Here is a 23,755-nt window from a genome sequence, read left to right on the forward strand (position 1 = left end):
ATTCACGAGTAATTGCTACAAACTCACGAGTAAACCGCTCTAACTCACGAGTAAACGCTCTAACTCACGAGTAAACCGCTCTAATTCACGAGTAAACCGCTCTAACTCACGAGTAAACGCTCTAACTCACGAGTAAACTGCTCTAATTCACGAGTAAAGCTACAAAACTCACGAGTAAACTACTCTAATTCACGAGTAAACCGCTCTAACTCACTCGTAGTTGACCAAAACAAACTTGTAAATGCCCCTTACTCACGGCGTATTGCACGTAAATTGAATTTCTTTGGGATTTCTTGAATTATTCCCGGTGAAGGCAAAATCAATCCATAAAAAAGGTGCCCCGCTAATTGCGGGACACCTTTTTTATATGGATTACGCTTGTGCTTTTAATGTTTCTGCTTTGTCCGTGCGTTCCCATGGAAGATCTACATCTGTACGGCCAAAGTGTCCGTAGGCAGCTGTTTGTTTGTAGATCGGGCGACGAAGGTCAAGCATTTTGATGATACCTGCTGGACGAAGGTCGAAGTTAGCGCGAACTAGGTCAACAAGGACTTCTTCGCTAACTGTACCAGTTCCGAACGTATCAATTGAGATAGATACTGGCTCTGCCACACCAATTGCGTATGCCAATTGAACTTCAGCTTTGTCGGCAAGGCCGGCTGCCACGATGTTTTTCGCAACGTAACGAGCAGCGTATGCAGCAGAACGGTCAACTTTAGTAGCATCCTTACCAGAGAATGCACCGCCGCCGTGACGAGCGTATCCGCCGTAAGTATCAACGATGATTTTACGTCCAGTAAGACCAGCATCTCCTTGAGGTCCGCCAATTACGAAACGGCCAGTCGGGTTGATGAAGTACTTAGTATCGGCATCGATCAATTCAGCTGGAACGACTGCTTTGATTACATGTTCTTTTAAATCGGCTTGAATTTGTTCAAGCGTAATTTCTGCATCATGTTGTGTAGAGATAACGATCGTATCTACACGTACAGGAACGTTATTTTCATCATATTCCACAGTTACCTGTGTTTTACCATCAGGGCGTAAGTAAGCAAGAGTTTCATCTTTACGAACTTGTGCTAAGCGGAATGAAAGTTTATGTGCCAATGAAATCGGAAGCGGCATAAGCTCTTCTGTTTCATTACAAGCAAATCCGAACATAAGACCTTGGTCCCCTGCACCGATTGCATCGATTTCTTCCTCTGACATGTTTCCTTCACGAGCTTCCAATGCTTTATCGACACCAGCTGCGATATCGGCAGACTGCTCATCAATGGAACTTAACACGGCACAAGTTTCAGCATCGAAACCGTATTTCGCACGTGTATAGCCAATTCCTTTAATCGTATCACGAACGATACGCGGAATATCCACGTAAGCGGACGTTGTAATTTCACCAGCAACAAGTACAAGACCTGTAGTTACGCTAGTTTCACACGCAACACGTGCATTTGCATCCTTAGCTAGGATAGCATCTAAAATGGAATCTGAAATCTGGTCACAAATTTTGTCCGGATGGCCCTCTGTAACAGATTCAGAAGTAAATAGACGTTTCTTTGACATCATATTTCCTCCTTGGAAGTTAGTATGTTGCAGGCAAAAGCCTGATTTTTACGGAACTCGTTTCCCTCATTAGTTTCAACTATAGACACAGAATTACTTATAAAAAACACAAAAACCTTCCCTGGCAAATGAGGAAAGGTTTAACATTCTGTCTTCTATCCTTTCACTCTTATCGTTCAAGGGTTTTTACCTTGCTCAGGTTAGCACCATCACCACTATTCCTTGAAGACCTTCGCTTTATTTTCGGCGATCGATCTTGGAGTCAAGTTCAATATGGCAGGTTGCTGGGTTTCAAAGGGCCTGTCCCTCCACCAACTCGGGATAAGAGAATCCGTACAATTTAAGATATTATCGTATCTGGCTGGAACTTGTCAATGCTTTTCTAAAAAGAACATTTCCACCCAGAATGGCGTTCATTTGAAAAAACATGTTGATACAACGTCCTAGAAGGGTTTACAATGCAAAATACGAATAGAAATGTTGTAAATTGCCATTAATAATAATGTAAAGAGCATCCGAAAAGAAACGACATCCTGACTTTCCCTTTAGACATATATTGCTTACTTACTTCCTATTAAAATAAAATTTTCTTCATGAAAGTTTATGCGATTATCCTGAATCGGTTCCTGCCGGATTAAAATGATTAACGCAACCAACTGAAAATAATCACAAATTAAAAGAAATAGTATAGACTAATTAGATGAATGTGTTATACTAATTGTAATCTAAAAACTTAAACAAAGGAAGGTATCTCATATATGAATTCTGTAGACGTTTCTAATGAGTTACACCAATTATTAACAGGAAACAATGTGCAAACTCAACTTTCAGTTCCTCAATTGGTCGAAAAAGTATTAAGCAGAAATGAAGGCGTTCTAACTTCAACCGGTGCGGTAAAAGCTGAAACTGGCAAATATACAGGTCGTTCACCTAAAGATAAATATATCGTTGAAGAAGCATCAGTTAAAGATAAAATCGATTGGGGTTCAGTGAACCAGCCAATTTCCGAAGATGTGTTCAATAAACTATATAATAAAGTAGTTGACTACCTAAAAGCAAAAGAAGAGATTTTTGTTTTTAAAGGTTTCGCTGGTGCAGACGAATCATCACGTCTTCCTATCCGTGTTATTAATGAATATGCTTGGCATAACCTTTTCGCCCATACGTTGTTCATCCGTCCAAACGAAGAGGAACTGAGAGGTCACGAAGCTGAATTCACAATCCTTTCTGCACCTAACTTCAAAGCAGACCCGGAAGTTGATGGAACTGCATCCGAAACTTTCATCATCGTTTCATTTGAACGCCGTACCATCCTGATCGGCGGAACGGAATATGCAGGAGAAATGAAAAAATCGATCTTCTCGATCATGAACTACTTACTTCCAGAGGCTGGAATCCTTCCAATGCATTGCTCTGCTAACGTAGGACGTGAAGGGGACGTCGCTTTATTCTTCGGACTGTCCGGTACAGGCAAAACGACTTTGTCTGCAGACACTAGCCGTAAACTGATTGGCGATGACGAGCACGGCTGGTCTTCTAACGGCGTATTCAATATCGAAGGCGGCTGCTATGCTAAAACGATCAACCTTTCACGTGAAAAAGAACCACAAATTTTCGATGCGATCCGTTTCGGTGCCGTACTGGAAAATGTTGTTGTTGATCCGGATACACGTGAAGCGAACTATGATGACAGTTCATTGACTGAAAACACTCGTGCTGCTTACCAAATGCAAGCGATCGATAACATCGTGAACCCAAGTATTGCAGGACACCCAAATACAATCATTTTCTTGACAGCTGATGCTTCAGGCGTTCTGCCTCCAATCAGCAAGCTTTCCAAAGAACAGGCAATGTTCCACTTCCTAAGCGGATACACTAGTAAATTGGCTGGTACTGAAAGAGGCGTAACTTCACCGGAAGCTACATTCTCCACTTGCTTCGGTTCACCATTCTTACCGCTTCCAGCTACACGCTATGCTGAGATGCTTGGTGATAAAATTGACGAGCACAATGCAAAGGTATACCTTGTCAACACTGGATGGACTGGCGGTGCATACGGAACTGGAAGCCGTATGAAACTTGCTTACACTCGTGCAATGGTACAAGCTGCACTTGAAGGTGAATTAGCGAACATCGAAACGATCAAAGATGATATCTTCGGTTTGGATATCCCGCTTCATGTTCCTGGTGTTCCTGATGAAGTGCTTCAACCAATCAAGACTTGGGCAGATCCTGCAGCTTATAAAGAAGCAGCAACAGACCTTGCCGCTCAATTCCGTGCAAACTTCAAGAAATTCAAAAGCGTTCCAAGTGAAATCGAGGAACTTGGCGGACCGACAGCTTAATAAATTTTACACAAAAGGACCAAGCTCTTGCTTGGTCCTTTCTGTTTGTCGACAAGAAATGTCTCTTCCCGAATATTGATTTTAAAACAAGAGTATGTTTTTCTTCATGGTTTTAAGCCAAGTAGGGCGAAAAATGGCGTACACGGTCGAATATAGTGCTGGTCAGGGCGTAAAACGGCATCTGCGGTCGATTAATGCCGTATATGGCGAAAAGACGGCGTCTGCGGTCGATTATGCCGTATATGGCGAAAGACGGCATCTGCGGTCGATTAATGCCGTATATGACGAAAGACGGCATCTGCGGTCGATTAATGCCGTATATGGCGAAAGATGGCGTCTGCGGTCTAATAACGGGCTTGCCGAGACCCCGCCAGATGCCCGCTGCGAGAGGCTTGGCAGACGGACAGTCTCGGCGGAAAGGAAGCTGAATTCTGAAACCAACTGGCACGTTTCTACAGTTTGAAAGGACCAAGCTCTTGCATGGTCCTTTTCTTCATTGGAAAAAGGGCACTGTCATAGTCAGCGCCCCCTTTATCCTTATTCCATTAACGATGTTTGTCCAAGTTTTTAGATGATCGCTTTATTCCTGGCTTTTTTCATGGACATCGTTTTGTATTGATATATATTGCCCAGGTTGGCCACCGGGACATCTGTTTTAGTTGCATCAATGCAATTGCGTGTATCCAATATCAATTTATTGCTCATGAGATTCGATAGCTTATCATAATCCATCTGTTTAAATTCATCATGGTCAGTCAGGACAAGTATCAAGTCGGCATCATTTACAGCGTCTTCCACAGATACGACTGGCATCTTTCCGGATTGGACATGAGGGTCATGCAAGGCTACATCCATGTTGTCCATCCCCATCAAGATATTGACGACATCAATGGCGGGACTTTCACGAATATCATCTACATTTCCCTTGTACGCAAGACCGAAAACAGCTACTTTTGGCTTCCGGATCCCCTCTAGCATCATCCTTACGGAATTAACGATGTAATAAGGCATCGATACGTTCGTATCACGGGCCAATTTAATGATTCTCGCATACTCTGGTGCCTTTGCAACGACAAAATATGGATCGACCGCTAAACAATGGCCGCCAACGCCTGGCCCAGGTTGGTGTATATTGACACGAGGGTGTTTGTTTGCCATCGATATGACATCCAAAACATTGATGTCCAGCTCGAAACAGATTTTCGTCAGCTCATTCGCAAGGGCGATATTGACATCCCTGAAGGTGTTTTCCATCAGTTTGGACATTTCAGCCGTTTTCGCATCCGTCTGAATGATCTCCCCTTGAACGAAGGTTTTATAAACAAGACTTCCTTTATATGAGCATGTTTCCGTGATGCCCCCGACGATACGGTTATTATGAACCAACTCTTCAAGAATCCTTCCAGGTAAAACACGTTCCGGGCAATGAACGAGGAAAATGTCTTTTCCGATTGTAAGGCCCGTCCTCTCGATCATCGGTTTAATATGATCATCCATGCTTCTCGGTGCAATCGTCGATTCGATAATGATGACATTCCCTTTTTTGATAAAAGGAAGAATGTTGGAGGTTGCATCCATGACATGAGTTAAATCACAAGATTGGTGTATGTCCTTTTTATTTGGTGTAGGCACCGCGATAATGAAAACATCCGCATGTTCCGGGCTTAACGCAGCTCGGAACTTATTGGAAATAAGCACTTCTTGCAATACCTCTTCCAAACCTGGTTCTTCAATATGGAGCCTGCCGCTATTCAAATTGGAAATAATCTCAGGATGGATATCCACGCCGACAACATCGACACCGTGTTTCGCAAACATTAAAGAAGTCGGAAGTCCTATATAACCAAGTCCGATTGTACAAAGTTTCATATAAACCACTCCTATCTATTTTTCTGCTACACTCACATTTGTTAGGCTGTTTGATAGATTTCGATAAAGATTTCCTTCTCTTGTTTCCAATTGTATTTTTGTCGTGCCTTCAGGCAGTTATTGCTCATTTCCGCCCTTTTTTCAGGATGTTTCAATAAGTAATTGACGCCTTCGGCAATTGATTTTGGATCATGTGAATCGACACACACACCGATTTTTTCCGTATCGACAACCTTTTGAATTTCAGGAAAGCTGCAGGCAACCACAGGCACACCGCTCATCATGTATTCAAACAATTTATTTGAAGATGCGGAGTAGTGATTAAAGCAGACATTATTCAATATCTGAAAACCTAAATACGCATTTTTTGTATAATGGAGCAGCTCGTCGACCGGAACCTTCGGCAGAAACTTCACACGATGCTCCAGATTCATGTCGCTTACTTTTTTCATTAATTCGTCCTTGATCCTTCCATCCCCGATAAAAACTACCGTCCCGCCTTCGATCATCGGTACAGCATCAACCAATTGCTCTAGCCCTCTTCCCATTTGCACGCCGCCTTGGTATAACAATATCGGTTCATTCTCTGGCAAATCGAGCAGCTCATGCAAATTCACTGCCGTACTTTCCTCAGGATTGGTTGGAATCGGGTAGTTATGGACCACCTTGGGATACAGACCATATAAGTCTTCGTTATACTTAGCTCTCGTATGGTTTTCGGCAATCATTTCATCGACGAACATTAATAGGAATTTCTCCATCATCCCGTAAATTCGGCTATTATATCCCGTTCTGCTCGTTTGTACCTCATGCGAGTCATAAATCAGCTTTTTTCTTCTCAACCATTTACTGCTGATCGCTCCCTGCATTAGAGTATTCAAGTCATTCGAATGATAAAAATCATATTTCCTTTTCCGGCCATGATAGATCATTTGACCAAAAATATAGCTCCTTGTTAATAGGGTCGGCAGCTTCGTTTTAGTGATGATCATGGTGCCCATCGCAAGGAGTGCAAGGGAACCGAACAGTATTCCCGATCCCAGCCAGCCGTTGATCAAGTTCAAGTTCCACAACGTATTCCAGACCAATAAGGCCAATAGAACGATTTCAAATTTCTTTTTCTTCAATTTGCCTACGATCCTGAGAATCCTATGAAGAGCCTCCCAGCGGTTATTCACCCTAGTGACGGAGAAACCATTTTGGTGTTTCTCCTTTTTGGGCAAATCCTTGATCTTCCAGTTATGAATGGCAATTAAATCGACTTCATAACCCGCTTCAGTAAGTGCTGTGCACTCTCTTAGGACCCTCGCATCGTTTGTAAAGTGATTCCACACGAACATACATACTTTCTTCGCCATGTTGTCCTCCACTTCCGGATTTTTCAGCCTGACGCCTCCATCACATTGATGAGACCTTTAATATTTTTAGACCATTGAAAATGTTGTTTAGCATACCGATGACCGTTTTCCCCCAGTTCTTCACGAAGGGCTGAATCTGAGGCCATGGTCAAGATATGCTGACAGATTTCATCAACATTCCTGCTCTCTGCCACCAACCCGCATTTCGCCTCTTTGAGCATCTTCTTGGCCCTGCCGTCCACATCACCGACAATCGGTTTTCCGACACACATATAATCGATGATTTTACCAGGCAGAACCTTATTGAAGACTTCTTTTTCAACCAAGCTCACATAGGCAATATGGGACGTTGAAACTTCATGAAGAGTCACTCTTCGATTCATCGCATTAATCATTTTAATATTAGTCAGCCCTCTAGAGCTTATCTCCTTCTCCACTTCGGATATCCGATATCCATATCCAATCATCGAGAACTCGATTTGTTTATGTTCCCTTAGCTTTTCAGCTACGGCAATCAGTTTTTTCAAGTCCTGAGCCAGTCCGATATTCCCCGCATAAACGACCTTGATTACCTTTTCCGATACGGGTGTAAGCAAATTCTTTAACGTCAGCTCATCCGCTGTAAGCGAATTGGGGATGAATTGGATGGCCTCTTCCTTGACTCCCTTTGCAACGATATAATCCCTGAAACCAGGACTATTGATGATAATATAATCTGAATGCCGATATAGCTTCCTTTCCAGGAAGTAGGCGATTTTCAAAACCCACTTATTATTAAATACGCCTACTCCTATCAACGATTCCGGCCATAAATCCCTGACATCGGTAATGAGTTTCGCCTTCATCTTTTTCTTGGCGATCAACGCCGCAAATGTCGGGAAGATCGGCGGGGTCGTGGCAAACACATAATCATATTTTTTTTCGAGACGGATGATTGTATAAATGAAAAGCCACATCGCTTCAAGATAATGAAGCAACCGCTTCCCCATATTGCTTGTATACCTCTTCACTTTGTCCGGTTTAATCCTGATGACATCTTCTTCAATGCTGTCTTCATCCCAAAACTTTGTATCTTGATATAAACTTTGATTAGGATAACTCGGCTTCAATGTGATGACCGTTACTTCAAATCCGTTTCTTTTCAAATGGAGATATATATTTTTCATTCTATTTCCCGCACTTCCGATTTCCGGATAAAAGTTTTGCACGATCATCAGGACGCTTTTCATATTCGCCTATCACCTCTATTCTGCTTTGCTTTACTTCCTGCTTTATATTGTAAATGCCAGATATTAACTGAAGGTTAAAGAAATATAAAGTCCTCATTAATATTGTAAAAATTCTGTAAATTATTGTTTCGTTTTTATATTTCCCATGAACTTCCCGTTATAATGGGGGAGACATTCAGAAGAGGAGGAAATGAGCATGCCTAAACAACGTTTAAAGGTCATGACCGTATTTGGTACAAGACCAGAGGCTATCAAAATGGCACCAGTCGTTTTGGAACTGAAAAAGCATCAAGAAGAAATAGAAACCATCGTGGTGGTCACCGCCCAGCATAGGGAAATGCTCGACCAAGTCTTGCAATGTTTTCAAATAAAGCCAGATCACGATTTGGATATGATGAAGGATAGACAAACATTAGAAGAGATTACAACTCGAGGGCTTGAAAAATTGAGTTCGCTCATGAAAGATATAAAACCGGATATCGTCCTCGTTCATGGGGATACAACGACAACTTTCATCGCAAGCTTGGCCGCCTTCTATAATAAGATACAGATTGGTCACGTTGAAGCTGGTCTCCGTACTTGGAATAAGCAATCACCGTTCCCTGAAGAAATGAATCGACAGTTGACCGGAGTCTTGGCTGACTTGCACTTTGCGCCTACCAAGAAGGCTGCTGAAAATCTCCTAGCGGAAAACAAAAACAATGATTATATCCATATTACCGGCAACACTGTCATCGATGCCTTGAAAACAACGATACAAAAAGACTACATGCATCCGATTCTCTCCGGGTTGAATGGTGATAAAATGCTATTAATGACCGTACACCGCCGTGAAAATATCGGAAAACCAATGGAAGGAATATTCCGTTCCGTGAAACGGCTTCTTGATGAACACGGGGATATCCAAGTTGTTTTCCCCATTCATAAAAACCCAGTCGTTCGTGAAATCGCTCATGAGGTTTTCAACGATAATGATAGGCTGCATATAATAGAACCTTTAGAGGTGATTGATTTCCATAATTTTGCGGCGCGATCACATCTTATCCTGACAGATTCCGGAGGTGTGCAGGAAGAAGCCCCATCACTAGGCGTTCCCGTTCTCGTGCTGCGCGATACGACAGAACGTCCGGAAGGAATCGACGCTGGCACTCTCTTATTGGCAGGGATTGAAGAAGAACGAATTTATCAATTGACCAATAACCTGCTTACAAGCGAAGAGGCCTATAGAAAAATGGCGACAGCTTCCAACCCATATGGAGATGGATTCGCTTCACAGCGGATTGTCGAAATCCTGTTAAAGCATTGCGGAATGAAATCCCCCCTTCCTTTATGAAAAAGCACAAGAGAATAATGAGAAAAGCCTGTCACGTAAGCGGCAGGCTTTTTCTATTCAGCCAGATTAAAACAATGAGTACAAAACTAATCCTAATTTGAATATGAAAATGTTAGATACCTATGTGATAGTTTGGGTAGATCAATAACTTTAAATTGCTGGGAGGTGTTTAGATGTTCGGGGAAGATCCCAAGTGTGTTAAATGTGGTAAAGAAATTAAGGGGGATGAAGTCGTTCTTGTGAAAATGCGTTATCCGAAGCGTAAAGGGATGACTGAAATAAAGGCATATTTAAAAAATGAAGGAAGCTTCATCTGCGAAGTTTGTTTTGATAAGGAGGATAAAATCTCCCTGCCGAATTGATAGTCATGACACGAAACAGGAGGATTAGTATGAAAAATCAAGTTCCCCACCTAGCTAAGTATGGTAAGGTCAAGGATCAATTTGGTTTTCACTCAGACTTGAATTTCACAAAATGAATGTAAAAATGGCCACAAATACGCTTAGTATCTCCGGCCATTTTTAATAGGAATCATTCGCGGAAACCATCCATCATAACACATGAAAATAATTAAGGACATTTTTTCCAATCAATAAAATCGTGACGCAAATGAATAATATCCGCACATAGGAAGCACCTTTCTTAATTGCGAAGTTCGTTCCTACCAATGCTCCTGCGACCATTGCCAGACCCATCGGAATTCCATAGGCAAAATTGACGGTCCCCATAGATAAGAAAATGATAAGTGCGGCAATATTGCTCCCGAAATTCAATATTCTTGCATTCCCGGCAGCCTGGACAAAATCAAACCCGATAATCAAAAATGAAAATAATAAAAAGGAACCTGTGCCTGGTCCAAGAAAACCATCATAAAAGCCAATCGCAAATATTATGACTATCAAAAGAATCATTTTCTTCCTTTTCAGCCCTTTATACTTTGCATCTTTACCCCAATCCTTTTTTACCAACGTATAAATCGCGACAATGACCAGCAAAATCAAAATGAGGGGCTTCAGTATCTCTGCGGAAACGAAATGTACAACGTATGCTCCTAACGCCGCTCCAATCACAGTAATCGGAAACAGCTTGATGACGAATTTGAAATCCACTTTTCCAGCCCGAATGAATGAAATCGTACTCGTTAAAGATCCCATTGTACCCGCCAGCTTGTTAGTGGCAAGTGCCGCTGAAGGCGAAATCCCCGTGAACAATAAAGCCGGAATGGAAATTAATCCGCCCCCGCCCACAACGGAATCGATGAATGCGGCAATAAAACCCGCAAGTATTAAAAATAGCAAAGTATAGAGATTGATATCCTCCATGTATACCCCTTCTTTCAAAAGCACTATCTATAATGCCTTACTCATTTTTCATCCAGATAATCGTATAACCTTTCCTCTGAAATGACCGTGAATCCATGCCGCCTAAGCAAAGCCGCGGTCACTCCATTCCCGACCTTCTTCTCCCCCTTGAATTCCCCATTATAAATCGTGGCACTTCCACAGGATGGACTATTTTCTTTCAAAACGACTAGCGTCGCCCCTACCTCCTGGGCTTTCAATAATGTAAGATTCGCTCCCTTTATGTACAGATCCGTTACATCCCTGCCCGACTTTTCGATGATCTTCGCTTTTCCATCAAGGACATCCCCACCTTCACCGCCAACTATCTCCGCAGGATCCCTCGGTGTCGAAAAACCGCCAAGCAACTCTGGACAAACCGCTATCGCCTTTTTCTCCTTCACTAATTCCATAATTCTATCATCCAAGCTGTGTGTACCATTGTATCTTACCTCAAGGCCCGCTAAACAAGAACTCACCAAAATCATCAAATCACCCAACCTCATGCGCTTTACACCATTTTACCATTCTTTTAATGACAATCATTTCGAAGATTGAATCCACAAGGGATTTCGCGCTGATAAGATGTCGGTTGGAATATTGGCGTGTAAGTCGAATTATGGGAGTTTACGGCCGATTTCGTTGGGCACATGTCGGATTATTGGAGCGTTGGTGCTATTATTGGCGCACAGGTCGAATTATGCAACACAATCAAAAAAAGCGCTTGCTGCGAGACGATTCCCGGCAAGCGCTTGTCTATTTAGTTAGTTGAGTTCAGTGATAGTAGTTGGTACGTAATGATGGTCTTTTCACTTGTCCATTCAATTTTTTGGATAACGGCTGTTCCGCTTGAGTCAGATTGAATCGTCTTGCGGACATCGATTGGAATATCGATAGGGTATAACCTGTAACCATCTTTCGACAGCCGAAAAATGTTTTCTTCTTCACGGGTTTCGTTCCCTTTTGTAACGATCATGGTATTTAGCTCCATAGGCATGCCCATGTGTATCTCCTCCTCTTGCCAATATATACTTCATTCTATCATTTTTCGGTTTTACTTTTCATCCAAGATGTTAAATCTTCGACTACTTTTCTGTTCACGGCGGGTGGGAAGTAATGCGTGAATTGAGGGAAATACCAGCTTTCGACCTCTTTGTCGTGCATTTTCAACCTTTTTTCCAAACGGTACGCGTGTTCAATGGCGACATTGTCATCTTTTTCACCATGAATGATCAGAACGGGTACATTCAAATCTTCAATTGCAAACAATGGCGTACGGTATTCATACTGCTCGGGGCATTTTTTAGGTGTTCCGCCAATGACCCGCTTCATCATCCGACGCATATCGACACGTTCAACATATGTTAAAAACATATCCGACACACCTCCCCATGTGACGATCGACGCTGCATTCCTGCAGTATATCCCAGTCCAAAGCGCCATGATGCCGCCACGGGAAAATCCGAGGATATGAATGTGATCCTTGTTCACCCGGGGGTGCTGTTCAAGAAGATTGAATCCTGATATCGCATCGAATCTATCTTCGCCTCCAAAATCCTCATCTCCCTCCCCTCCTTGATTACCACGGTAAAAAGGAGCAAAAACGATGAAGCCTTCTACAGCATACTGCACGATCCTTGCAGGCCTCACCTTGCCGACATTTTTTATCCCGCCGCGTAAATATAAGAAAGCGTCATGTATTTCGCCATCAACCGGTTCAGCTAGAAGCCCCTTTACCTTCAGGCCTTGTGATATGTATGTGACTGAATAAAGATGGATTCGTGGATGCGGTGATGGAAACCGCCGTTTTGAAATAATCGTTCCGTTCTCCAATTTCCACTCTCCTTTCTCTTTATTCTTATTGTAAAACATCCGCTTGTTTTTATCCCCTGAGAGGCATTCACATTTTTTTCTTCCGTTCATACGATAATGTAGGCAAAATACCTATATATCAAGGAGGAAGGACTTTTGAAAAAATGGTGTAAAGCAGGTGTCGTGTTTTTACTTCTGTGCATGCTGGTGATCCCGCTTGGAGCATGCGGCAACAAGGAAAAGGAAACAACGAAGGTCAGGGTTGCCGAAGTGACCCACTCCCTTTTCTATACACCGCAATATGTAGCGATTGAAAAGGGATTTTTTAAAGATGAGGGTCTAAGCATTGATTTGAAAACGACGGCAGGCGGAGACAAGACGATGACCGCGCTTCTGTCCAATGGTGCGGATATTGCTCTCGTCGGCTCTGAAACATCGATTTACGTTCAGGCACAAGATTCGAAAGACCCTGTCATCAACTTCGCTCAATTAACACAGACGGATGGAACGTTTCTTGTTTCACGTGAAAAAATTGACAACTTCAATTGGGATATGCTGAAAAACTCTACATTCCTAGGCCAGCGAAAAGGCGGAATGCCACAAATGGCCGGCGAGTTCGTATTGAAAAAACATAACATAGACCCGAAAAAAGATTTGAACCTCATCCAGAATATTGATTTTGCGAATGTCGCAACTGCCTTCGCTTCCGGAACCGGCGATTTCGTTCAACTGTTCGAACCAACGGCCAGTGTTTTTGAAAAAGAAGGAAAAGGCTATATCGTCGCTTCTTTCGGCACTGAGTCCGGGCATCTTCCCTATACAGTTTATATGGCTAAGGAAAGCTATTTGAAAGAAGACAAAGAGACTGTCGAAAAATTCACGAGGGCATTGAAGAAAGCACAGGATTGGGTTCAGGAAAATGATGCTGCCGAAATTGCCGAAGTCATTCAGCCGTATTTTGAAGATACCAATATCGAGACGATGGAAACAGTTATCAACCGCTACAAAGAACAAGGATCCTTTGCCACAGACCCCATTCTTGATGAAGAAGAATGGAACAATCTGCAAAACATAATGGATGAAGCAGGCGAGCTGCCTTCACGTATAAGCCATGATGAGCTGGTCAATACCCATTTTGCTGAAGAAGTCACAAAATAGCATAGCTAAAGGTAAGGAGGATGTCCGATGAGCTTTTTAAAAATCCAAGACATTCACCATACTTATTTTTCAAATCAGACGGCAGCGACCGCACTAGCGGACATTTCCCTCGACATTGAAAAAGGTGAATTCGTCTCTTTTCTAGGTCCGAGCGGCTGCGGAAAAACCACCCTGCTTTCCATCATCGCCGGACTATTTCCGCCCACTGCAGGAAAGATCCTGCTCGAAAACAAACCGCTGAAAGCCAACAGTGACCTTTCAATCGGCTATATGCTGCAGCAGGATTATCTATTTCCATGGAAGACGATAGAAGAAAATATATTATTAGGATTGAAACTGATTAAAAAAGATGAAGGCCTTGAAAGAATAAAAACGCTGAAACTTTTAAGTGACGTTGGATTGGGAGGCACCGGAAAATCATATCCGCGCGAACTCTCGGGAGGAATGAGGCAAAGGGCCGCACTGGCACGGACACTGGCGGTCGACCCAAAAATCCTTTTGCTTGATGAACCATTTTCGGCTCTTGATTACCAAACGAAGCTGAAGCTGGAAGACCTTGTTTTTGAAACCCTGAAATCCTTCGGAAAGACAGCCGTGCTCGTCACCCATGATATCGGTGAAGCCATTGCAATGAGCGACCGCATCTATCTGTTTTCCGCGAACCCGGGAAGCGTGCACAAAATCTTCAAGGTGCCCGATGAACTGTGTGAACTCACGCCTTTCCATGCACGAAACCATCCACATTATCCGATGCTATTCCAAACAATCTGGAAGGAGCTTGAGAGCCTTGAATATTGAACAGCTTCATAACCAATATAAAACCTCATTAAAAAAAGAAAACAGGCTCATCCGCTTTTATCAGATCCTGATTTTCATCGTTTTTTTCAGCAGTTGGGAAATTTTATCCCGAACGGAAGTGATAGATCCGCTCATCTTCAGCTCCCCAACTAAAGTATGGCATCTTTTCATACAGAAACTAGGTGATGGAACACTGCTATCCCATTCCGGAGTGACGCTATTCGAGACCGTTCTCGGCTTTATCATAGGGACACTGCTTGGAACGATCCTGGCATCCCTGCTTTGGTGGTCGCCAAGATTATCCAAAACACTTGACCCCTATCTCGTCATTTTAAATGCCATGCCGAAAGTGGCACTCGGCCCAATCATCATTGTAGCATTCGGCCCTGGCTTTCCATCCATCATCTCGATGGGGGCGATCATCTCCATCATCATCACCACCATCGTCGTCTACACCGCATTTCGCGAAGTCGACCCGAACTACCTGAAGGTACTCCAAACTTTTGGCGCCACAAGAACACAAGCTTTTCGGGAAGCCATATTACCCGCCTCCTTCCCAACGATCATCTCGACATTGAAAGTGAATGTCGGCCTCTCCTGGGTCGGCGTCATCGTAGGGGAATTCCTTGTTTCGGCCAAAGGACTCGGCTACCTCATCATTTATGGCTTTCAAGTCTTCAACTTTACCCTTGTAATGCTTGCCTTGATGATCATTGCCGTCTTTGCCACAATCATGTATCAACTAGTAGAACTGCTCGAGCGAAAATTAATCAAAGACTAACCAAACTGCCGATAACCCTCGGCAGTTTTTCATTCATGCTGAGATAAAACATGAATTTAGTTGAGTTTCAGCGATTTACTCGTGAATTCCGACGATTTACTCGTGAGTTTCGAACATTTACTCGTGAGTTCCGGCAGATTCACTCGTTTCTCAGCAAAATGGCATCATCCAGTCTTGATAAGCTCAACGGTACAATTTCGTCTTTCATGATGAAGCTAAACTCCTCACCGAGTACATCCGGCAATGCTTCCAAAAAGATCGGGCCCTCCGTTTCCAGGTAATTCTGTTTCTTCTCTACTTCACGCAATACAGCGTAGTATATTGATTTAACGAATGGCTTCACTGGATCATGTACTTTATATTGTCCTAAAAATTGCAGCTGGCCCACCAAGCCTCCTGTTTCTTCATACACTTCCCTTATGGCCGTTTCTTCAATCGATTCCCCTGCTTCCCGCTTTCCTCCGGGGAACTCCAATCCCCGCTCTTTGTGTTTGGTCAATACCCACCTGCCCTTATATCTGCTTAGCACAAAAACATGCCAAGACTCTCCAAAGACAGGATCCTCGGAGTATTCCACCTTATATCCGTTCTTATCAAGAAAACGTTTCATTTTTCCCCTTCTCTCCATATAAGAAATAATGCTATGTCCCTTCTATCATTATATGGGTAAAAAAAAACACTATCCAGCCAGAATCTGCATCACATCAAAAAAACGATGGACCCTCAATATTCGAGGCCATCGTCTGTTGGTTTTGCCTGTAAAATCCCCATGCTTTCTATATGCCGTCTTCCTTCATCAGTACCTAGAGCATAAATCATTTCGTAAATTTTTTGGAGTGTGATATCCTGTTTATCATTTTCACGGTCAAAATGGTATTGAAGGTATGGGACATGTGCCCGGTAAAAATTTTCTTCGCCTATTGAATAATTATAATCAAATAATTCACGTAACTTGATGATTTCATTATCGGTCGCCTCGATCTCGAAATTCCATGGAGAACTTTCCCTGTCTTGTGTTATCTGCCCATTTGGAAGCCAAATGTAATATTTTTTCCTGTTTTCAGACACATCCATCCACCCTTTCCATATATCCTACGCTTATTTTTCACGTATTTCCCGACTTCATACGATGGAAAATTTTGTTTACAGAAGAACAAAGATGTTAAATAATAGATTAAAGTATCTTTCAAAGGGTAAAACATATAATAAGCCCAAGCATCCCTTAAGATTTTTATATGCACCCAGAGGTTTTTTTGATAACCTACATATAAAGAGATAACGGATTTCTAATAAATGTGAGGTGAGAGTTTTGAAGTTAATTGAAGAATTATACAATATGTATCGTGATAAGATGACTGGTGATGAAGAAGATATTGATATGCTTACTTTTGCGGTTCTGGAACAACTTGACCGCAAGGAAATTTTCGAATTGCTTCAAGAGATGGATGATCAAGAACTGACCAATTTAATGGGCCTTTACATTATTGAAACGTTAAAAGGGAAGTTCGCTCAAAATAGTTTGAACGACACGAAACCTACACATTTTCCGCCAAGGAATATTCATTAATACATACCTTGTCAGGTGTCCCTCTTTTGATGGATGCCTTTTTTATTGTTTTAACCAGAAAAAAAGCCCTACCGAAGTAGAGCTTTTCCTATATCTTAATGTCCTAAATACGCTCGCAGCATCCAAGCATGTTTGTTTAAGCTTTTCTTCATGCCTGTCAGCATATCAGCCGTAACCGGATCTTCTTCTTCGGCAACTGCGATGATTTCCAGGAACTCTTCGGAAAGCTTCTCAAAATCACTGATGACGCTTTGAACCATATCTTCTGTATTTTCATTACCTGTCGCTTCTTCGATCGTCGTTAATTGCATGTACTCTTTAAGGGTGGCAACCGGTTTTTCACCAATGGCCAATAACCTTTCAGCCAATTCATCATAGTTGGATGTCACTTCTTTATATAACTCTTCCAATTTTTGGTGAAGTTCAAAGAAGTGCGGTCCATTCACGAACCAGTGGTAATTATGAATTTTCGTATAAAGAACACTGAAGTTTGCAATTTCCTTATTCACTAAAGTTCCTAATTTTTTCTGAGCCATAAATATCTACCTCCGTAAGTTGGTTATACCTTTATAATTCCCTCTATTCCAAAATTGAAACATTTTCTGACTCGGTTCTTATGCTAAAATGAATCTAAATTGTGAACGATAGGAGCTGTGATGTATGATTACGGTTTTAGTCATATCCATTATTGTGATTCTGATTGTATTGGCCTTATCGGTCCTAACAATCGGAAAGGGTTACAGCTACAAGCATACAGTCGATCCCATCGATTCTTTGCCTGAGGATGAGGGAAAAAAAGAAGAACCCGAAAAATGAAAAAAGTTCCTGTCACAAATATGACAGGAACTTTTTTATTAATCGAAAACTTTATGAAGATCTGCTTTATCTTGTGCAAGCCAGAAATTCATTAATTTCTTAGCCCCTTCAAGATCATGCAATTTTGCTTGGCCGCATTGTTTTTCGTTTGCAGCTGGAATTTCGGTAATTGTAACAGCATCCTTGAATGTATCTTCAAGAACATCGATGATTTCCGTCACTGTCGGCTCACCGCTGACAACAAGGTAATATCCTGTTTGACATCCCATTGGCGAAATATCGATTATATCAAAATGATCGTAGCGCTCGGAATGCTTACGGATATTGAATGCAAGCAAGTGTTCCAGGGTATGGATCGTATCCGGCTTCATCGCTTGTTTATTCGGCTGGCAAAAACGGATATCAAATTTATTAACAACACCGTCTGTTCCTACCTTATGGACACCGCAATGTCTAACATATGGGGCTTTAACAGCATTATGATCTAATTCAAAGCTTTCAACTGAAGGCATTTAATTCACTCCTTAATTGTATGTCATCTCTATTTTACCTTGAATAACAATATATTTCATCCTTTAAAATTAATTCTTATTATATCAATCGGAATACCTATATACTTATTCCTTTTTTACCCTTATTGGAAATTTAGAAAATATGCTATAATGAAGGGTAGCGAATTTACTCGAAAAGAGATGAAAGCATTGTGTTGAAAAAAATATTAATGGGAATCATCCGTTTTTACCAAGTTGCTATTTCTCCATTAAAACCGCCTACCTGCCGTTTTTACCCAACTTGTTCCCATTATGGTTTGGAAGCGATCAATCGGTTCGGACCGATAAAAGGAAGCTGGTTAGCACTCATCCGGATTCTTAAATGTCATCCGTTTCATCCAGGGGGCATTGACCTTGTTCCTGAAAAAAAAGAAAAAAGTGAGGACCAATAGAAAAAAACCTTGCTTTCTTTTGCAATCTTTTGTATCATACAGAAGTCAAATCGTAATCATTTCGTTTTTACCACATAACATTCAAATCGTAATCAATACGAATTATAAAGGAGCATTTCATATGAAAATCCGAGCATTGCTCTCACTTTTCCTTGTTACTGCGGTATTTCTGTCAGCCTGCGGCAACTCAAAGGGAGAATCGAGTAAAGAAGAAACCAAGGATGCCTTAAATATATATACGACGGTTTACCCTTTACAGTACTTCACGGAGGCCATTGGCGGGGAGTACGTAAATGTCGAGACGGTTTATCCTCCCGGAACGGATGAACACTCATTCGAACCCTCTCAAAAAGATATTGTAAAAATGGCTGAGTCAGACCTATTTTTCTATATTGGCTATAATCTAGAAGGCTTTGTAACCAAGGCTGAACCAATTCTAAGCAAAGAAGGCGTCAGTACGATTGCGGTGGGCGAAACGGTTCATCTTGATGAGCATGCACATGAAGAGGAACATGCTCATGAAGATGACGGTCATGACCATGGGGGCGTTAATCCGCATTTGTGGTTAGATCCCATCTATTCCATTGACATGGCTAAAACCATCAAGGACGAATTAACGAAAAAAATGCCGGAGCAGGAAGAATATTTCAACAATCATTTCAACGAGCTTTCCGAAAAGCTTGAGGCACTTGATGAAAAATTCGCGACGACGATCGAGTCGGGCCGTACCAATAAGATCATCGTTTCCCATTCTGCATATGGTTATTGGGAGGAACGCTACGGATTGGAACAAATTGGCGTCACAGGACTAACATCTTCAAACGAACCTTCTCAAAAGGAACTGGGGAAAATCGTAACCATGGCTAAAGAAGAAGACTTGAACTACGTCATCTTTGAGCAAAATATCAGTTCTAAACTAACCGAGATCATCCAAAAGGAAATGGGAGCGAAATCACTTGAGCTCCATAACCTTTCCGTGTTGACGGATAAAGATATCGAAGCTGGTGAAGATTACTTCAGTTTAATGGAAAAGAATGTTAAGACACTTCAAACTGCATTGCAATAGGAAAAAAAAGCGGGCCCATTGGGTCCGCTCTTTTTTTGTCCCCGCTATTTAATGAGTGTTTTCGTTATTCCTTTAAATGCTTTTCACGGATCTTTTCCATCTTCGTCATCAATTCGGTTCCAATCGTTGATTCGAATTCCGGATAGATGACGGTCATCTCATCCATCCATTCTTTCTTTTCTTCATCTGACAGTTTATAGATGTCGATATTCGATTTTTGCTGGATTTCCTTAAGCTGTTCCTGATTCAATTCATTTGATTTGATCCATAGCCATTTCGTTGTATCATCCATCGCCCGTTGGATTTGCTGTTGAATGTCCAACGGGAGTTTGTTCCAAAACGGCTTGTTTATCATGACGACATACCCTAAATAGCCATGATCACTGATCGTTAAATATTTTTGCACCTCATATAATTTCTTGGAATAGATATTCGAAATCGTGTTTTCCTGGCTGTCCGTTTCATTGATTTCAAGGCTTTTAAACGTTTCATTAAACTCCAGCTCAGAAGTTGTCGCCCCAAAATGATTGAATTGGCTTTCCAGGACTGCACTTGGCATGATTCTAAAATTCTTTCCTGCAAAATCACTTGGATGCCGTATCGGTTTACTGCTTGTAATCTGTTTATAGTTATTCGACCAAAATGCGAGTCCTACGATATCGATGGTGTTCAGCTGCTTAAGCAGCTCTTCCCCCACTTCCCCATTCAATGCTTCCTGCAACGCAGCGTCCGTTGGAAAGACGTAAGGAAGGTCCAATAACATCCATTTCTTTGATATGCTCGTAATTTTAGATGTAGTTGGAGCAATCATCTGCACCTTGTTTTCTTGTAATGCTTCGATTTCTTCATGATCACTATATAATGACTGATTAGGATAAACTTCAATTTTGACCCGATGATCTGTATATTCATCGACAAGTTGGGCAAACCGGTTCGCAGCTAGCCCTTTAGGTGTATTTTCGGCAACGACATGACTGAACTTAATCACGATTTGATCCTTCATCCCGATCTGCTCCTCATCCTTCGGCAAATTGAAACCGAAGCTTGTAAAGAACGATTGAAACGATATATACACTGCTATCAACAGCCCCAGGCCAATTAATAATAAGTACCCCCATAATGCACGCATACCGACAACTCCTCACCGCTCACTTCACATTATCACTATTCTATCACAGCTTTTTACTGTCGTAATACAATGCGCGAAAAATAGCGAAAAGTGATAGAAATTCTGTTACTATAAAGTATAGAAGTAATGGAGGAAAAACAATGGATAAATCCTTTCATATGCCCATTCAAATTAAAATCACCCTGCTATCATTCGTAATCGTCGCTTTTTCGATACTAATAGGCGGGATTTTTATATTCGGAAACATCGTTTCGGTCAGGGAAGATGAAATCGGCAAACGATCCATGATCACTGCCCATACCATTGCCGAACTCCCTGAAGTACAAAAATTGGTCCGTGAGCCCGAAGGATGGACGCAGCTCAATCCGATTATTGAAAACTTAAGGAAAATCCATCAAGCAGATTATATAGTTGTGCTTAACAATCAGCATATACGTTATTCCCATCCGGTGTTCAGCCAATTGGGGACCCCTTCGGAAAGCAGTGATGAAAGCGCTGCGTTCGCTGAGCACGAGTATCTTTCAAAGGCGGCTGGCGAACTTGGCATTTCCGTCCGCGCCTTTGTCCCGATCCTTGATAAAGATAGAGAGCAAATCGGCGTCGTTCTTGTAGGGAATATCTTGCCTACGATACCGGAGTTAATCAAGGATCTGAAAGGCGAAATCGCGATCATCCTGGTCCTTACACTTCTATTCGGGGTATGCGGCTCATGGCTCATGGCAAAAAGGATAAAAAAAGAGACCTTCCAACTTGAACCACATGAAATTTCACGGATGTTGGTTGAAAGGACAGCCGCATTCAATGCGATGCATGAAGGGGTCATCGCCATAGATAATAATGAAACAATCACGATTTTCAATGAAAAGGCTAAGCAAATATTCAATATCAATGGTGAAGTCATAGGCAAGAATATCAATGATATTATACACGATACCCGTCTCCCGGAAGTGCTCGACCGGACATCTCCCATCTTCAATCAGGAAATCTCCGTTCAAAACAGGAATATTGTAAGCAACCGGGTACCGATAAAGATTGCGGATAAAACGATCGGTGCTGTGGCCATTTTCCAGGATCGCACCGATGTGACGAAGCTAGCTGAAGAGTTGACTAGTGTCAAAGCATTCGTTGAAGCCCTGCGTGTTCAAAACCATGAACATATGAACAAACTTCATACGATAGCCGGATTGATCCAGCTAGGTAATCTTGACGAAGCGCTGCATTACATTTTTCAAATCACGGAAGAACAAGAGGAATTGACCAGGTTTTTAACGAAGCACATTCACGATGATAATTTAGTGGGGCTGATATTAAGCAAGATCTCATTGGGACGGGAACTCGGAATTGAGCTCATCATGGACAAGCACACGAAATTGGACCGCTTCCCCGCTGATTTGGATCATCACGATTTTGTTTTGATAATCGGAAACCTGATCGAAAACTCATTCGCAGCGTTAAAGCATTGTTCTGAGGACACAAAACAAGTTTATTTATCCATCTACCAGGATGAACGTCATTGTCAAATCGTGCTTGAGGATAATGGACCCGGCATTCCCGAGGACATTCATAAAGATATATTCGAGTATGGTTTTACAACAAAAGGTGCGGAAGGATCAGGAATTGGTCTTTATCTAATAGACCAAATTGTAAAAAAAGCGAACGGCGAAATGAAATTCACGACACGCCCTAACGAAGGAACAAGCTTTTTTCTTTCTTTTCCGATGCACGATATAGAGGAGAACCAAAATGACTAACGAAATTCGTGTACTTTTAATTGAAGACGACCCAATGGTCCAAGAGGTCAACAAACAGTTCATCGAGCGCCTGCCTGCCTTTAAAGTCGTTGATACAGCTTCAAATGGGCTTGAAGGTCTGGTAAAAATCAGGCAGTCTAATCCTGACCTTGTCATTTTGGACATCTTCATGCCTTCTTTAAACGGGGTTGATACACTTTATCAAATCAGAAAAGAGCAAATTGATGTGGATGTCATCATCATTTCAGCGGCAAATGATCAGAAAACGATCCGAAAAATGATGCAGAACGGGGCTTTTGACTATTTAATCAAGCCATTTAAATTCGATAGGCTAAAACATACGCTGGAACAATACTTCGCTTTTCGGATGGAGGTTGAACCTGACCATCAAATTTCTCAAACCCAGCTCGACCGAATTCTCTTTCAAAATAAAACACATTCTGAAGCGAGTCCGAAATATGATGTTCCCAAAGGATTGAATGGCGCGACTCTTGAGCAGGTGACGAAATTCATAAAGACCCAGCCTGGGTCACTTTCTGCAGAAGAAGTGGCTGATGGGATTGGTATCGCCAGAGTTACAGCAAGGCGCTATCTTGAATACCTGCATGGCGAAGAAGTCCTTCAGCTTGACGTACAGTATGGCAGCATAGGCCGCCCTGTCAATAGGTACCGGCTTAAAAAACCTTAAAACGCATGGGGACCGGCTCGGAACGGTTCCCTTTTTACTTTCATTCTTTACGCACCTGTCTTCCGGTCATAGAGGCCCCACTTTCTCTTCAAATGAAACAGCTCGCACTCCTGCAAAGCCGTCACTTCTTTTATGACATAGTCAGGCATGCCTCTTCTCAGTAGAATTTCCGCAATTAGGTACGGTTTTTTCATACACTCTCCCCTCCC

The 23,755-nt window shown here is 42.1% G+C and carries 26 protein-coding genes and 1 riboswitch; of the genes, 12 read left to right on the forward strand and 14 right to left on the reverse strand.

Annotated elements, in window-relative coordinates:
* Positions 1–372: 372 nt before the first annotated feature.
* Positions 373–1,566, reverse strand: a complete 1,194-nt coding sequence (gene metK / locus FNK51_RS22185; RefSeq protein ID WP_096340908.1) for a methionine adenosyltransferase — start codon at positions 1,564–1,566, stop codon at positions 373–375.
* A 163-nt stretch (positions 1,567–1,729) separates the two neighbouring features.
* Positions 1,730–1,891: riboswitch (SAM riboswitch) on the reverse strand.
* A 430-nt stretch (positions 1,892–2,321) separates the two neighbouring features.
* Between metK and pckA the strand changes: the two genes are divergently transcribed.
* A complete protein-coding gene (gene pckA, locus FNK51_RS22190) occupies positions 2,322–3,908 on the forward strand; it encodes a phosphoenolpyruvate carboxykinase (ATP) (protein WP_098369252.1) in 1,587 nt (528 codons plus the stop codon).
* 567 nt (positions 3,909–4,475) lie between these two features.
* On the opposite strand, the gene FNK51_RS22195 is transcribed toward pckA, so the two are convergent.
* Genes FNK51_RS22195 through FNK51_RS22205 form a run of 3 tightly spaced genes read right to left on the reverse strand, consistent with a single transcriptional unit; the run spans position 4,476 to position 8,364 of the window.
* On the reverse strand, positions 4,476–5,777 hold the full coding sequence (locus FNK51_RS22195; protein ID WP_098369251.1) for a nucleotide sugar dehydrogenase: 1,302 nt from the start codon (positions 5,775–5,777) through the stop codon (positions 4,476–4,478).
* A gap of 41 nt (positions 5,778–5,818) precedes the next feature.
* The gene (locus FNK51_RS22200) at positions 5,819–7,135 is read right to left on the reverse strand and encodes a glycosyltransferase (protein WP_260399860.1); all 1,317 of its coding nucleotides are present in this window, start codon (positions 7,133–7,135) and stop codon (positions 5,819–5,821) included.
* 23 nt (positions 7,136–7,158) lie between these two features.
* On the reverse strand, positions 7,159–8,364 hold the full coding sequence (locus tag FNK51_RS22205) for a glycosyltransferase family 4 protein (RefSeq protein WP_353617957.1): 1,206 nt from the start codon (positions 8,362–8,364) through the stop codon (positions 7,159–7,161).
* Positions 8,365–8,554: 190 nt separating this feature from the next.
* Between FNK51_RS22205 and wecB the strand changes: the two genes are divergently transcribed.
* Both wecB and FNK51_RS22215 read left to right on the forward strand, forming a co-directional pair.
* Positions 8,555–9,697 (forward strand): non-hydrolyzing UDP-N-acetylglucosamine 2-epimerase, encoded by a 1,143-nt coding sequence (wecB, locus tag FNK51_RS22210; protein ID WP_141994704.1) that lies wholly within the window; start codon positions 8,555–8,557, stop codon positions 9,695–9,697.
* Positions 9,698–9,870: 173 nt separating this feature from the next.
* Positions 9,871–10,059, forward strand: a complete 189-nt coding sequence (locus FNK51_RS22215) for a Fe3+ hydroxamate ABC transporter substrate-binding protein (RefSeq protein WP_141994705.1) — start codon at positions 9,871–9,873, stop codon at positions 10,057–10,059.
* Positions 10,060–10,248: 189 nt separating this feature from the next.
* On the opposite strand, the gene FNK51_RS22220 is transcribed toward FNK51_RS22215, so the two are convergent.
* The 4 genes from FNK51_RS22220 to FNK51_RS22235 all read right to left on the reverse strand — a co-directional run bounded on the left by FNK51_RS22220 (position 10,249) and on the right by FNK51_RS22235 (position 12,870).
* A complete protein-coding gene (locus FNK51_RS22220; protein WP_141994706.1) occupies positions 10,249–11,019 on the reverse strand; it encodes a sulfite exporter TauE/SafE family protein in 771 nt (256 codons plus the stop codon).
* Positions 11,020–11,060: 41 nt separating this feature from the next.
* Positions 11,061–11,525, reverse strand: coding sequence for a 2-thiouracil desulfurase family protein (locus FNK51_RS22225; RefSeq protein ID WP_141994719.1), 465 nt, complete (start codon positions 11,523–11,525; stop codon positions 11,061–11,063).
* Between the two features lie 272 nt (positions 11,526–11,797).
* Positions 11,798–12,040 (reverse strand): DUF2584 domain-containing protein, encoded by a 243-nt coding sequence (locus FNK51_RS22230; RefSeq protein ID WP_076370015.1) that lies wholly within the window; start codon positions 12,038–12,040, stop codon positions 11,798–11,800.
* Between the two features lie 38 nt (positions 12,041–12,078).
* Positions 12,079–12,870, reverse strand: a complete 792-nt coding sequence (locus tag FNK51_RS22235; protein ID WP_260399859.1) for an alpha/beta hydrolase family protein — start codon at positions 12,868–12,870, stop codon at positions 12,079–12,081.
* Between the two features lie 135 nt (positions 12,871–13,005).
* On the opposite strand from FNK51_RS22235, the gene FNK51_RS22240 reads away from it, so the two are divergent.
* The 3 genes from FNK51_RS22240 to FNK51_RS22250 are packed head-to-tail and all read left to right on the forward strand — an operon-like array spanning position 13,006 to position 15,586.
* The gene (locus FNK51_RS22240; protein WP_483296137.1) at positions 13,006–14,007 is read left to right on the forward strand and encodes an ABC transporter substrate-binding protein; all 1,002 of its coding nucleotides are present in this window, start codon (positions 13,006–13,008) and stop codon (positions 14,005–14,007) included.
* Positions 14,008–14,034: 27 nt separating this feature from the next.
* Positions 14,035–14,805, forward strand: coding sequence for an ABC transporter ATP-binding protein (locus tag FNK51_RS22245; protein WP_141994707.1), 771 nt, complete (start codon positions 14,035–14,037; stop codon positions 14,803–14,805).
* On the forward strand, positions 14,795–15,586 hold the full coding sequence (locus FNK51_RS22250; RefSeq protein WP_260398182.1) for an ABC transporter permease: 792 nt from the start codon (positions 14,795–14,797) through the stop codon (positions 15,584–15,586). Before FNK51_RS22245 ends, FNK51_RS22250 begins: the two co-directional genes overlap by 11 nt.
* 139 nt (positions 15,587–15,725) lie before the next feature.
* On the opposite strand, the gene ytkD is transcribed toward FNK51_RS22250, so the two are convergent.
* Positions 15,726–16,196 (reverse strand): RNA deprotection pyrophosphohydrolase, encoded by a 471-nt coding sequence (gene ytkD, locus FNK51_RS22255; protein WP_141994708.1) that lies wholly within the window; start codon positions 16,194–16,196, stop codon positions 15,726–15,728.
* A 113-nt stretch (positions 16,197–16,309) separates the two neighbouring features.
* Positions 16,310–16,660, reverse strand: coding sequence for a hydrolase (locus FNK51_RS22260; protein ID WP_397270710.1), 351 nt, complete (start codon positions 16,658–16,660; stop codon positions 16,310–16,312).
* 226 nt (positions 16,661–16,886) lie between these two features.
* On the opposite strand from FNK51_RS22260, the gene FNK51_RS22265 reads away from it, so the two are divergent.
* Positions 16,887–17,153 carry a DUF6154 family protein gene (locus FNK51_RS22265; RefSeq protein ID WP_370662567.1) on the forward strand — a complete coding sequence of 89 codons (267 nt, stop codon included), beginning with the start codon at positions 16,887–16,889 and terminating at the stop codon, positions 17,151–17,153.
* A 95-nt stretch (positions 17,154–17,248) separates the two neighbouring features.
* Here the strand turns inward: FNK51_RS22265 and FNK51_RS22270 are convergent, their stop codons facing one another.
* The gene (locus FNK51_RS22270; protein WP_098369242.1) at positions 17,249–17,689 is read right to left on the reverse strand and encodes a Dps family protein; all 441 of its coding nucleotides are present in this window, start codon (positions 17,687–17,689) and stop codon (positions 17,249–17,251) included.
* 124 nt (positions 17,690–17,813) lie between these two features.
* Between FNK51_RS22270 and ytzI the strand changes: the two genes are divergently transcribed.
* Positions 17,814–17,969, forward strand: coding sequence for a YtzI protein (gene ytzI / locus FNK51_RS22275; RefSeq protein WP_098369241.1), 156 nt, complete (start codon positions 17,814–17,816; stop codon positions 17,967–17,969).
* Positions 17,970–18,007: 38 nt separating this feature from the next.
* On the opposite strand, the gene FNK51_RS22280 is transcribed toward ytzI, so the two are convergent.
* A complete protein-coding gene (locus FNK51_RS22280) occupies positions 18,008–18,481 on the reverse strand; it encodes an S-ribosylhomocysteine lyase (protein ID WP_141994709.1) in 474 nt (157 codons plus the stop codon).
* Between the two features lie 209 nt (positions 18,482–18,690).
* Between FNK51_RS22280 and yidD the strand changes: the two genes are divergently transcribed.
* Together yidD and FNK51_RS22290 are read left to right on the forward strand one after the other, a co-directional pair.
* Positions 18,691–18,912 (forward strand): membrane protein insertion efficiency factor YidD, encoded by a 222-nt coding sequence (gene yidD / locus FNK51_RS22285; protein ID WP_377400061.1) that lies wholly within the window; start codon positions 18,691–18,693, stop codon positions 18,910–18,912.
* A gap of 121 nt (positions 18,913–19,033) precedes the next feature.
* On the forward strand, positions 19,034–19,978 hold the full coding sequence (locus FNK51_RS22290; RefSeq protein ID WP_141994710.1) for a metal ABC transporter solute-binding protein, Zn/Mn family: 945 nt from the start codon (positions 19,034–19,036) through the stop codon (positions 19,976–19,978).
* Between the two features lie 64 nt (positions 19,979–20,042).
* Here FNK51_RS22290 and FNK51_RS22295 read toward each other — a convergent pair whose 3' ends face one another.
* Positions 20,043–21,107, reverse strand: coding sequence for a DctP family TRAP transporter solute-binding subunit (locus FNK51_RS22295; protein ID WP_141994711.1), 1,065 nt, complete (start codon positions 21,105–21,107; stop codon positions 20,043–20,045).
* Between the two features lie 140 nt (positions 21,108–21,247).
* On the opposite strand from FNK51_RS22295, the gene FNK51_RS22300 reads away from it, so the two are divergent.
* Both FNK51_RS22300 and FNK51_RS22305 read left to right on the forward strand, forming a co-directional pair.
* Positions 21,248–22,858, forward strand: a complete 1,611-nt coding sequence (locus tag FNK51_RS22300) for an ATP-binding protein (RefSeq protein WP_181762318.1) — start codon at positions 21,248–21,250, stop codon at positions 22,856–22,858.
* Entirely contained in the window at positions 22,851–23,546 is a 696-nt protein-coding gene (locus FNK51_RS22305) for a response regulator (protein ID WP_098369238.1), read from the forward strand. Before FNK51_RS22300 ends, FNK51_RS22305 begins: the two co-directional genes overlap by 8 nt.
* A gap of 47 nt (positions 23,547–23,593) precedes the next feature.
* On the opposite strand, the gene FNK51_RS26740 is transcribed toward FNK51_RS22305, so the two are convergent.
* Positions 23,594–23,740 carry a hypothetical protein gene (locus FNK51_RS26740; RefSeq protein WP_181762319.1) on the reverse strand — a complete coding sequence of 49 codons (147 nt, stop codon included), beginning with the start codon at positions 23,738–23,740 and terminating at the stop codon, positions 23,594–23,596.
* Positions 23,741–23,755 lie beyond the last annotated feature (15 nt).

Source organism: Bacillus sp. B4EP4a (assembly GCF_006680105.1).
In the GTDB taxonomy this organism is placed as follows: domain Bacteria; phylum Bacillota; class Bacilli; order Bacillales; family DSM-1321; genus Peribacillus; species Peribacillus simplex_E.

Excerpts from the sequence above, each read along its gene's own strand:
- FNK51_RS22260 (WP_397270710.1), bottom strand. The coding sequence starts at position 16,660 with ATGGATGTGTCTGAAAACAGGAAAAAATATTACATTTGGCTTCCAAAT.
- FNK51_RS22215 (WP_141994705.1), top strand. The coding sequence starts at position 9,871 with ATGTTCGGGGAAGATCCCAAGTGTGTTAAATGTGGTAAAGAAATTAAG.
- FNK51_RS22200 (WP_260399860.1), bottom strand. The coding sequence starts at position 7,135 with ATGGCGAAGAAAGTATGTATGTTCGTGTGGAATCACTTTACAAACGAT.
- ytzI (WP_098369241.1), top strand. The coding sequence starts at position 17,814 with ATGATTACGGTTTTAGTCATATCCATTATTGTGATTCTGATTGTATTG.
- FNK51_RS22270 (WP_098369242.1), bottom strand. The coding sequence starts at position 17,689 with ATGGCTCAGAAAAAATTAGGAACTTTAGTGAATAAGGAAATTGCAAAC.
- FNK51_RS22245 (WP_141994707.1), top strand. The coding sequence starts at position 14,035 with ATGAGCTTTTTAAAAATCCAAGACATTCACCATACTTATTTTTCAAAT.
- FNK51_RS22225 (WP_141994719.1), bottom strand. The coding sequence starts at position 11,525 with ATGATTTTGGTGAGTTCTTGTTTAGCGGGCCTTGAGGTAAGATACAAT.
- FNK51_RS22220 (WP_141994706.1), bottom strand. The coding sequence starts at position 11,019 with ATGGAGGATATCAATCTCTATACTTTGCTATTTTTAATACTTGCGGGT.
- FNK51_RS22230 (WP_076370015.1), bottom strand. The coding sequence starts at position 12,040 with ATGGGCATGCCTATGGAGCTAAATACCATGATCGTTACAAAAGGGAAC.
- FNK51_RS22280 (WP_141994709.1), bottom strand. The coding sequence starts at position 18,481 with ATGCCTTCAGTTGAAAGCTTTGAATTAGATCATAATGCTGTTAAAGCC.
- FNK51_RS22195 (WP_098369251.1), bottom strand. The coding sequence starts at position 5,777 with ATGAAACTTTGTACAATCGGACTTGGTTATATAGGACTTCCGACTTCT.
- FNK51_RS22290 (WP_141994710.1), top strand. The coding sequence starts at position 19,034 with ATGAAAATCCGAGCATTGCTCTCACTTTTCCTTGTTACTGCGGTATTT.
- FNK51_RS22295 (WP_141994711.1), bottom strand. The coding sequence starts at position 21,107 with ATGCGTGCATTATGGGGGTACTTATTATTAATTGGCCTGGGGCTGTTG.
- pckA (WP_098369252.1), top strand. The coding sequence starts at position 2,322 with ATGAATTCTGTAGACGTTTCTAATGAGTTACACCAATTATTAACAGGA.
- FNK51_RS22300 (WP_181762318.1), top strand. The coding sequence starts at position 21,248 with ATGGATAAATCCTTTCATATGCCCATTCAAATTAAAATCACCCTGCTA.
- metK (WP_096340908.1), bottom strand. The coding sequence starts at position 1,566 with ATGATGTCAAAGAAACGTCTATTTACTTCTGAATCTGTTACAGAGGGC.
- ytkD (WP_141994708.1), bottom strand. The coding sequence starts at position 16,196 with ATGAAACGTTTTCTTGATAAGAACGGATATAAGGTGGAATACTCCGAG.
- FNK51_RS26740 (WP_181762319.1), bottom strand. The coding sequence starts at position 23,740 with ATGAAAAAACCGTACCTAATTGCGGAAATTCTACTGAGAAGAGGCATG.
- FNK51_RS22305 (WP_098369238.1), top strand. The coding sequence starts at position 22,851 with ATGACTAACGAAATTCGTGTACTTTTAATTGAAGACGACCCAATGGTC.
- wecB (WP_141994704.1), top strand. The coding sequence starts at position 8,555 with ATGAGCATGCCTAAACAACGTTTAAAGGTCATGACCGTATTTGGTACA.
- yidD (WP_377400061.1), top strand. The coding sequence starts at position 18,691 with ATGGGAATCATCCGTTTTTACCAAGTTGCTATTTCTCCATTAAAACCG.
- FNK51_RS22205 (WP_353617957.1), bottom strand. The coding sequence starts at position 8,364 with ATGAAAAGCGTCCTGATGATCGTGCAAAACTTTTATCCGGAAATCGGA.